At 40.2% G+C, this 9,874-nt stretch carries 8 protein-coding genes and 1 tRNA gene; 8 read left to right on the top strand and 1 reads right to left on the bottom strand.

Features of this window, described 5'->3' with window-relative positions; genetic code table 11:
• The 4 genes from Q0612_RS02550 to Q0612_RS02535 form a co-directional block, all read left to right on the top strand.
• Positions 1-4,235 (top strand): hemagglutinin repeat-containing protein (locus tag Q0612_RS02550; RefSeq protein WP_298880376.1); only part of this gene is annotated, 4,235 nt, incomplete at its 5' end.
• 17 nt (positions 4,236-4,252) lie between these two features.
• Entirely contained in the window at positions 4,253-4,660 is a 408-nt protein-coding gene (locus Q0612_RS02545; RefSeq protein ID WP_298880373.1) for a hypothetical protein, read from the top strand.
• Between the two features lie 9 nt (positions 4,661-4,669).
• Positions 4,670-5,134, top strand: coding sequence for a hypothetical protein (locus tag Q0612_RS02540; protein ID WP_298880369.1), 465 nt, complete (start codon positions 4,670-4,672; stop codon positions 5,132-5,134).
• Positions 5,135-5,283: 149 nt separating this feature from the next.
• Positions 5,284-5,769, top strand: a complete 486-nt coding sequence (locus tag Q0612_RS02535) for a hypothetical protein (RefSeq protein ID WP_298880366.1) — start codon at positions 5,284-5,286, stop codon at positions 5,767-5,769.
• Here Q0612_RS02535 and Q0612_RS02530 read toward each other — a convergent pair.
• Positions 5,715-7,301, bottom strand: a complete 1,587-nt coding sequence (locus Q0612_RS02530) for an AAA family ATPase (protein WP_298880363.1) — start codon at positions 7,299-7,301, stop codon at positions 5,715-5,717. The two genes, Q0612_RS02535 and Q0612_RS02530, sit on opposite strands and share 55 nt — an antisense overlap.
• A 162-nt stretch (positions 7,302-7,463) precedes the next feature.
• Here Q0612_RS02530 and Q0612_RS02525 point away from each other — a divergent pair, with 162 nt between their 5' ends.
• The 4 genes from Q0612_RS02525 (at position 7,464) to tig (ending at position 9,838) form a co-directional block, all read left to right on the top strand.
• Positions 7,464-7,910, top strand: coding sequence for a hypothetical protein (locus Q0612_RS02525; protein WP_021719541.1), 447 nt, complete (start codon positions 7,464-7,466; stop codon positions 7,908-7,910).
• Between the two features lie 3 nt (positions 7,911-7,913).
• Positions 7,914-8,201 (top strand): hypothetical protein, encoded by a 288-nt coding sequence (locus Q0612_RS02520; protein ID WP_298880359.1) that lies wholly within the window; start codon positions 7,914-7,916, stop codon positions 8,199-8,201.
• Between the two features lie 102 nt (positions 8,202-8,303).
• Positions 8,304-8,378: transfer RNA gene (locus Q0612_RS02515), tRNA-Gly, on the top strand.
• Between the two features lie 176 nt (positions 8,379-8,554).
• A complete protein-coding gene (tig, locus tag Q0612_RS02510; protein WP_298880357.1) occupies positions 8,555-9,838 on the top strand; it encodes a trigger factor in 1,284 nt (427 codons plus the stop codon).
• The last annotated feature ends 36 nt before the right edge of the window (positions 9,839-9,874 follow it).

The raw sequence follows: 9,874 nt of genomic DNA, 5'->3' as shown, positions 1-9,874 counted from the left end.
ATTATTTCAAGACGGATGCAGAAAATCATCTTACGGACGAAAAGCTTTATAAGGAGAAGCAGGATGTATCTACCAGCGTAGAAGGAAAGGCTGATGATAAGGCAGCAGCAGGCAAGGACAACCAAACAGGTGATAAAATGATGGATATTTCCAGTCTGCATATCAACAGCAAAATCTTTAAGCTGACGGAAGATGCAAAGGCGAAGTATCTTATTGAAACGAACAAGAAATTTGCTGATTATCATGAGTTCCTTTCCAGTGACTACCTCCTGGAGCGTGTAAAGGCAGATCCGGAGAAGGTTGGTAAACGACTTGGTGATGGTTATTTTGAGCAGCAGTTTGTGCTGCAGCAGATTGGTACGCTGACAGGAAAGAAATATCTTGGTGATTACGGCAGCGATATGGAGCAGTTTGCTGCCCTGATGAACGCAGGTGCAGTAGTTGCGGAAGCAATGGATTTGAAGGTTGGCGTAGCACTGACAGCAGAGCAGATGGCAAGCCTGACCACAGATATTGTCTGGCTGGTGGAAGAAGTAGTCAACGGCGAAAAGGTTCTTGTACCGGAGGTGTTCCTGGCACAGGTGCGCAGCGAAGATTTGCGTCCTGATGGTGCGCTCATCGTAGGCGGTGAGGTAGAGCTGTACTCCAAGCAGGATATCAAGAACATGGGTAACATCAGAAGCGATGGTACTATAGCTTTGCGCGCAGAAAATGTTAGCAATAAAGGTGATATCGCAGGTGAAAACCTGAAGATAAAAGCAGAAAAGAATATTACTAACAGTGGTACAATGCGTGCAAAAGCGGATGTATTGCTACAAGCGGAGAACATTACCAACGAAGTAACTGTTAGCGAAAAACAATATAAGGAGCTGAACCAGAAAAAGATTGAAGCAACTGGTTCTATTAGTGCTGGGCAGAATTTGACGCTGGAGGCAGGCAAGAACATTACGAATAAAGGTGTAAATCTGACTGCAGGCAAGGATTTGACTCTTAATGCTAATGATGTTGATATCGTAACGGTTGCCAATGAAAAGCATGTTGCCGTAGCTTATGGCAGTTCTTCAGCAGAAATCCATGACGTGCAGCACCAGCAAAGTGCGCTGAGCGGCGAGAACATCCGCCTGAATGCGAAAAAGAACATCAGCATTGCTGGTGGTATTTTGAGTGCGAAAAAAGACGTGGAGTTGAATGCTAAAGGCGATGTAAGCCTGACTGCTGTGAAAGATTTGTACAGCGAGGAAAGCGAAGTGGGCAAGCGTGGCAGCAGCTATTACAACCATAACAAGCAGGTAGATGAAGCTGTGAAGGGCAGTACTATTGCGGCGAAGAACGATATCAGCATTGCTAGCGGCAAAGATATCAATATTAAAGGCAGCAACGTAGCCAGTGAAGCAGGAAAAGCAGACCTGACTGCAGAAAATAATATAAATATTGCTAATGAAACAGAATACCATGAGCGCCTGCACGAAGAGCACAACAAGGTCAGTGGGGTGCTTTCGTCCAAAACAACAGATATTTATGATTACAGTAAGCAGAATACTGTTGTTGGCAGCAATGTTTCTGCCGGAGAGCTTGCGATTAGCAGTAAAAAAGATATGAATATTACAGGCAGCAACGTAGTTGCAGATAATGACGTAAGCGTAAAAACCGGCGGCAATATGAATATCGGCAGTGCGGAGCAGACAAGCGAAAGCGAATACAGAAAAGCTGTAAAGAAAAGCGGTGTGTTTGCTGGCGGCGGCTTAGGCTTTACCATTGGCAAGGAAAAGCAGAAGGATCAGTACGCCAACCAGAACGCTGAGCAGGTGGGAAGCACAGTTGGCAGTGTTAAAGGCAATGTGAACCTGAATGCTGATAAGGCTGCTGACGTTAAAGGCAGCAGTGTTGTCGCAGGAAAGGATATAAATATCACTGGCGAAAATGTTAAAATTGAAAACAGCGACAGCATTTACAACGCACAGGAGAAGCATGAGTTTAAAAGAACAGGACTGAGTGTTTTTGTTGGCGGAGGTTATGTAGATGTTGTAAATAATGCAGCGAACAGCGTAAAACATGCAGCAGATGTTGAAGATAAACGCCTTGGTGCTTTAGTTGCTGTCAAAGGATACAAGGATGCTGATAAAGCTATCAAAAATATTAAAAGCAATGGCGGTGGCAAGGTAACCGAAAACTTGTCTATTAATGTCAGCCTTGGCACAACGAAGAGCAAGAGTGAAAGTAATAGCACAACAACAGTAGCTAACGCCAGCGAAGTAAAGGCGGGAGGAGATGTTAATGTTACTTCTACGAAGAAAGATATTAATATCACTGGCAGCAATGTTGAAGGCAAGGACGTTACCTTAAACGCTAAAGAAAACCTTAATATAACTGCGTCTAAAAATACTAATAAAACGGAGCAAAACAGTAAATCCAGCAGTGCAAGTGTTGGCGCAAGGCTAGAACTTGGCAAAGGCCCAAGCTACAGCATTTCTGGCAGTATGTCCAAGGGAGAAGTGTCTGCAAATGGCACAACCTATAACGAAAGCAATGTGACTGCCAATAAAGATTTGAGTTTTGCAAGCGGTAACGACACCAATATTAAAGGTGGCAAGCTGAGCGGTGAAAAGGTTACCGGTAACGTAGGCGGAGGCCTTAACATCGAAAGCAAGCAGGACAGCAACAGCGATAAGGAAAACAATAAATCTGTTGGCGCGAGCGTTGGGCTTGGCAGCAATAAAGCCATTAGCGGCAGCGCAAGCGTAGGCAAAATTGACAGCAAATATGAAAGTGTAACAGGCCAGAGCGGTATCTACGCAGGCGAAGATGGCTTTGATATTCGTGTAGAAGCTAATACTGACCTTAAGGGTGGTATTATTTCAAGTACTGCTGATGCTGACAAGAATAAGCTTTCGACAGGTACGTTGACGTTTGAAGATATTCAAAATAAGGCGGATTACAAAGCAGGTGGAGCTGGCATCAAAGTAAACAAAAACAATGATGCAGAATACAATGAAAAAGGTATAACACCTGATATTGGCATGCCTGCAAGCGGAGAAGCTGAAAGCACAACGAAAGCTACTATTAGCAAAGGAACTATTGAAATCCGTGATAAAGAGAATCAGAAGCAGGATATCAATAAGCTGAATCGTGATAATGCAAACAGCCTTAATAAGCTTGGCGAGATTTTTGATAAGACAAAAATTGAAGAACGCCAGGAATTAGCAAATTTGTTTGGCGAATTGGCGTATAATGAGATTCACTACATGGATGGCAGCAACGAACAGAAAGCTCTTTATCATGCAGTTGTTGGTGGAATTATGAGTAAGCTTACTGGGGGAGATTTTCTTGCTGGTGCAACTGCTGCTGGAATAAACAAGCTGGTTATTGAAGAAATAGTTAAAGTTGCAGATGGTGATCCTGATAAGGCGCAGTGGGTTAGTGCTGTCTTAGGAGCAGTGATTAGTGACTTAGTGTCTGGTAATACGCAAGCTGGGGCGAGTGTTGCTGCTAGTGCTACAAAGAACAATTTTTATCATTTATTTTTTAAAAAATATATAGATATGATTAATCCTAATACATTAAAGGAAAATGAGGCATATGCAATTATGGTTGATGGATCTTATAAATATGTTGATGGAACAGTAGGCTGTTTTATAACGTTAAATCCAGATGATAGCAATGATTTATTAATTTTCGATAATACAGGAGTTAATATTGCTTTGTCTGGTAGCAATAATCCTGTTGGAATGTCTGTAACAAAGATTATCTTTGCAAATAATGTAAAAGCAAGTGATATTATATCAGGTGCATCAATATCTTCTGGAGCCGATATAAATGGACTTCATATAGGTGGTAGTATGCCTATTAGTGATTTGCTAGAAGGAAATTTAAATAATTTTTCAGGAGAATATGGCATATCATTAGAAATGAAAGCTTCTATTCAGGCTGGCATGTCATATGCATATTTTGTTGGTAGCAGGAGTAGTTATAGTACTTGGCATCCTTTCAAAGAACTGTATCATAAATCATACGATGAGGCTGTAGCTAGGTTTATTTCCAATCCTTTGAAAGGGAAATTTGATATTTTTGAAAATAAAGAAACTCATCAGAAAATAGTATTAAAAATAGAGAATAATAATTGTAAGATGTTATCTGGATACGATGAAAAGAATAATACATATGTATGGGTTGATATCAATAGAACTAAGTTATCTTATGATGATAGCTTTAACAAAATTACACTTTGCAAAGATTAGTATTGGGAGATGATATAATGACTAGATATGGGAGAAAAGTTAAAACAGGTATTTTTATAGGTTGCTTTTTTAGTATACTAATATTTTGTATAATAGTATGGAAAATAGTTTTCGGATATAATGTCACAAATAAAGATGATTTAAGCATATATAAGAGCTTTTTGTGCATACGGGATCCAGAGAATAGCGTTTGGATAGATTTTTACAAAAAAGATGAGGTTTTTGGAAAGTGTACTTTAGTACTCAAGAGAAATATAAGAATTGAAGAGATGAGTAATGACGAAAAAATTAATTATTATCAAAGAAAAGTTGAGAAGGTCCTGACAGCTCAAAATAGTAATATTGTTAGTTATAAAGATGGAATAAATGATTGTATAATAAGAAATGATGATAAAAGCTTAGAGGTAACTGTAGTAAGAAGATAGGGGAAAATAATGATTAGGTATTTTATTACTAAGGAAACGATAACTATAACATTGATAATGATAATGATAACTATAATTTCCATTGGTGTGTTTTTGGCTCCCCTGCTTCGATATAGATGTTTGGGAGATAATAAAAGATATACTAAAGATTTATATTATACATGGCATAATATTTATGTCAATGATCCATGTGAAATGGTTATGTTTTCGGAACCTAGTTTAGATAATTGGGCAGTTACAGCTGTTTATAAATATAATAGCGACAATTTATATGTAAAGCAAAAATATATTGAGCTTTTAAAAAATAAAGGTTGGGAATTAGAGAGAATAGAAGGTGGTAAAGAAATATTTCAAAAAAAGAATTTATTGTATTGCTTAGAATGCAAGGAAAGAGGAGTAATAAAAATAAGTGTAAAAATACAAGGATATGAGGATACTAGTTTATTACACAAATTGATGTATGGTGTAAATTAGAATAATCATGAGCCTTCATCAACAAAAGTGGGTGAACAACACCAATCAAAAACTTTAGTATCAAGGCGAAGAATCTTGTTAACAAGAAGGAGATTTTTGAAACAAGCTTTAAAGAAAGCCATGAGGATATTTCCTACAAGATACCGCATTTGAATGCACCTAATTATTATGATGCAGTGCGCAAGTTTGACAGGCAGATTTTGACTGCGCAGATTGATAAAGAGACTGCGGATGCGAATATCATTTCCAGCGGTAACATCAACATTGATCTGGACAAAGACCTGACCAACCATTACAGCAAAATAAAAGCAGGCAAAGATTTAACTGTCAATGCTGGCGGTACAGTGGAGAATGTAGGCTATCAGGGGACTGTCCACTATTATGACCGTGGTAATGATTACCATTACTGGAAGTACAAGAAACACAGAAGAATGCATATTCGTTGTTGCTGGGGTTATGCTACTACAGTGATTCCTTATTATGACCGTACATTGCTTTTGAATAATATACAGAATAAAAATGGCTGTTGTACTACATTTTTTATGCAGCACGACAGCCAGTATGTCTTAGAATGTGAGTATTATTTTTTTACTTGCTCGATACAGCAAGTATGTTCCTTGCTTTTTTTGTCATAATTGATGCCTACAAGAAGCATGTTACCAGTGTATTGCTCCAATGTTTGCGTATAGTTACGTTCTTTAATTTGCTCGAGTGCTGTTTTAGCACTTTGGTTCCATTTCAGCTCTACGATAAGCGCAGGATAGTTTTCTTTATAGCGTGGCTTAGGGAGATACACGAAGTCAGCAAAACCTCGGCCGGTGGGAAATTCTCTGATTGGCTTGAAGTAATATTGCATAGTGCTTAAAAAAGCAATAGTCAGCACGCTGCTTAATGAATTTTCATCATTGTAACGTATGGAAGAAGCATATTCGTCATGAAGCTTAGCAATGCTATTAGCGACAACTGCTGTCTCACCGTCTAAAACAGCGTTTAAAAGCTGCGTTGATTCAATTTCAAAAGAATGAAGTTCAGACCAGTTGTTAGAACTGATTGCACCTGCAAATTCCTGTCTGATTTCTTCATTAGGTATAGAAGCTACGTGTTCATTGATGTCATAACTTAAGTAACCTAAGTGAATCAGAGCTGTGAGAATATCGTCTTTGCTAGCGAAGCTAATCATATCGTTTTGGAAGAAATTGGTATTGACAGCGACTGAGTTGCCAGCGAGCATATCTATTATTGCTGTACGCAGACCTGCGAAATTCATATCAATGAGAGTTTTGATAGTTTGATAAGTACCAGTTTGCGACCAGTAGCTTTGCAATCTTCCTCGTAGCATAGCGTTAACGACTGCTTTGGGGTTATAAATGTGGTAGTCATCTAAAAGATAGCCATCATACCAACGTTTGACAGCAGTAAAATCGGCATGGTAACGTGAGCATAATGTTTTAACTTCATTCTCTGTAAAACCCGTGTATGGAGCAAAAAAGCTGGCATCTAGCATAGTATACTCATCAAAATTGTTGAGCGCAGATTGTGTTTTCACTTTTTTGATGGGCAAAATACCTGTCAGATAGGCAAGGGCTACATACTTTGCCGGTTCACTGCCTTTGAAAAGATTACGCAGAAAGTCAATATATTGCTCTTGTACTTTGGTGTTGTGGGATTCGTCTCTGATGAAAACGTCCCATTCGTCAATGACGATAACAAATTTATTGCCTGTTGCAGCATTGATAGCTGATAATGCTCCAGAAATTTTTTGTACATCATCAGGAACAATTTTTCCGTAAAGTTGGCGCAGTTCGTTCAATACTATTTTAGTTATGTATGGAACAGTAGCTTCAGCTTTGCCACATTCTTTAAAACACCATTGTATGTCGAAGTGGAGCACATCGTATTTATTAAGATGTCTTGTGAAGCCAGGGATTTGGCTGATAGCAAGACCTTGAAAAAGTTCAGAAGCATCAGCACCTTTGCTGTAATATGCAGTGAGCATATCAGCGGTAACTGACTTGCCGAAGCGACGAGGGCGGCTGTTACAAACAAAAGCTTGTAAGGTGCCGAGCATTTGATTTGTGTGCTTAATTAGAGAGGTTTTGTCAATATAAATTTCAGAAGCTACTGCTGCTTTAAATGCTGAACAGTCAGGATTTACAAATAAGCCCATAGCGCTATCCTCCTTTGCCGATGTGTTTATTTTTAGTATAAAGCAAGGTTGTCCTTATTGCAAGCAACGTAAAATGGAATGGTTAATGTATACATGCTTTTTTGTTGAAATAATCTGCAAGTTAGAGTAAAATATGACTATAAACCATGAGGAGGTATCACTATGTCTGAAATCTTAGCGGAAGCAACTTTTCCGAGTGTAATCCATAATAATGAAGTTTGCGAAGAAATCGTTAAATGGGGCAATAAAAATGGTTTCCCTCTGCAAAAAGCAAAATTATATAATAAAATGGACGGTTATGTAGGCTTTTCTCCTGATAATTATTTCATTAAAGCAACCCGTCTGCCGCCTGTTCCCGGTGGTTGGAAGGTTGTTGTAGAAAAATATGAGGCTGAAAGCCGCATTATTCCTTTGAATGTTAAGCCCGGTACCAATGAAGTTAACCGTTTCATCCTGAAAATGATGGATGAATATGTTAAAGAAGGCCTGAAAATGGAGCTGAGTGACGAGGTTTATGAATCTTATGGCACATACCTGCGCGATTTGAAGGTTACCGGTCACACTGTATTGATTAACACCTTTGAAGACTTTATCGAAAACATGCGTTAAGCTATGGCCAGTGTTTTAGAAAAACAGCTGGCGCGGGCGCTGGATATGCGCCTGGCGGTTTTTGCATCTAAGGCAGCAAGCGGCAGCCTGCTGCAGGATGAAATGTCCTTGCGTGCGGCTGCCTATATGGTCAGCGAAATCATTATGCCCTGCTGCTGTATGATGTGCAATAAAACCAAGCTGGAAGCATTGCTGTCGCAGACGAAGCTGTGCGCGGAAAACAAAGAGCTGACGCAGCGTCTGGCGGCGCTTGTCTATGATGATCTGGCACGTTGTAATGGGTTAGGATAGGACCAAGAAAAAAGTTGAAAAAAATCTCAACTTTTTCAAAAAAAGGTGTTGACAAAAGTCACCTGATGCCTTATACTTATATTCGTTGCTGATGCACATGACGCGGAAATAGCTCAGTGGTAGAGCACCTCCTTGCCAAGGAGGGGGTCGCGAGTTCGAATCTCGTTTTCCGCTCCACTTAAAAATTTGCCCGACAGATTGAGTCTGTCGGGTTTTTTGGTATTGTCAAGAAGCGAGCATTGTGATATGATATTATGAGCGATTTGTGTCAGCACATTTTCGCTAAGGAAGGCTGACAGTTTAATCCGATTATATTATTTATACCCACATAAATTTAAGGGAGGATTTTATTAATGAACGTTACTGTTGAAAGAGTAGAAAACGAGGCAACTTTAAAAATTACCGCTCCGGCTGCTGAGGTAAATGCAGGCTATAAAAAGGCTGTACAAAAAATTGCTGACCAGGTAAACATTCCTGGCTTCCGTAAAGGCAAAGCTCCGCGCGCTATCATCGAAATGCACTATGGCAAAGAAGCTGTAAAACAAGAAGCTTTTGAAATCGTTGCTAACAAAGCATACAGCGAAGCTCTGGACCAGGAAAAACTGATTCCTGTATCCGATCCTAAAGTTGAAGAATCTACCTTCGAAGAAGGCAAGGATATGGAACTGACCATTAAAGTAACCCTGAAACCGGAACCGGAACTGGGCGAATACAAAGGTCTGCATGTAGACAAAAAAGAAGTTGAAGTAACCGACGAGCAGGTTGACGCTCAGATTAAAGACATGATGGGCCGCGATGCTAAAATGGTAGTTGCTGAAGATGGCGCTGTAATTGAAAAAGGCGACTTCGCTATCATCGACTTTGCTGGTACTGTTGACGGCGAACCGTTCAGCGGCGGCGAAGGCAAAGGCTATCCTCTGGAAGTTGGCTCCAACTCCTTCATCCCCGGCTTCGAAGATCAGCTGGTTGGCCTGTCCAAAGGCGATTCCACTGACGTAGAAGTAACCTTCCCGGAAGATTACTTTGTTAAAGACCTGGCTGGCAAAGAAGCTGTCTTCAAAGTAAACATCCAGGACGTAAAACGCAAAGAGCTGCCGGAACTGAACGACGAATATGTTGCTTCCAAGACCGACTTCAAAACTGTAGAAGAGCTGCGTGCTAACTACAAAGAGCGTATGCAAAAAGCTGCTGAAGCTAACGCTAAAGCTGAATACGAGCATGAACTGATTGACCTAGCTGTAGCTAACGCTAAATTCAGCGTTCCGGAAATCATGATTGAAGACAAAATCAGCCAAATGGTTGACGAAATGAAAATGAGCCTGGAAAGCCGTAAAATGAGCCTGGATATGTACATGCAATACACCGGTCTGGACATGGCTAAAATCCGCGAAAACCAACGTCCGGTTGCTGAAGAAAACGTTAAGACCGACCTGGTTCTGGATGCTATCGCTAAGGCTGAAGACATTCAGGTTGACATGGCTGACGTTGATGCAGAAATCGCTGCTATTTCCGCACAACACGGCGCTGCTCCTGAAGAAGTTAAGAAAATCATCAAAGGCAACGGCACCATGGGCCTGCTGCTGGCTAACATCCTGCGCCGCAAGGCTGCACACGTTGTTATCGACAGCGCAAAATAATTTGGGGTTATACTTACAGTAAAGGAGTGTGACAAA

It is taken from the genome of uncultured Phascolarctobacterium sp., from assembly GCF_937920985.1.
In the GTDB taxonomy this organism is placed as follows: Bacteria; Bacillota; Negativicutes; order Acidaminococcales; family Acidaminococcaceae; genus Phascolarctobacterium_A.
Note: the sequence above shows the minus strand (reverse complement) of the source record. Positions and strands in the feature narration are given on the sequence as shown.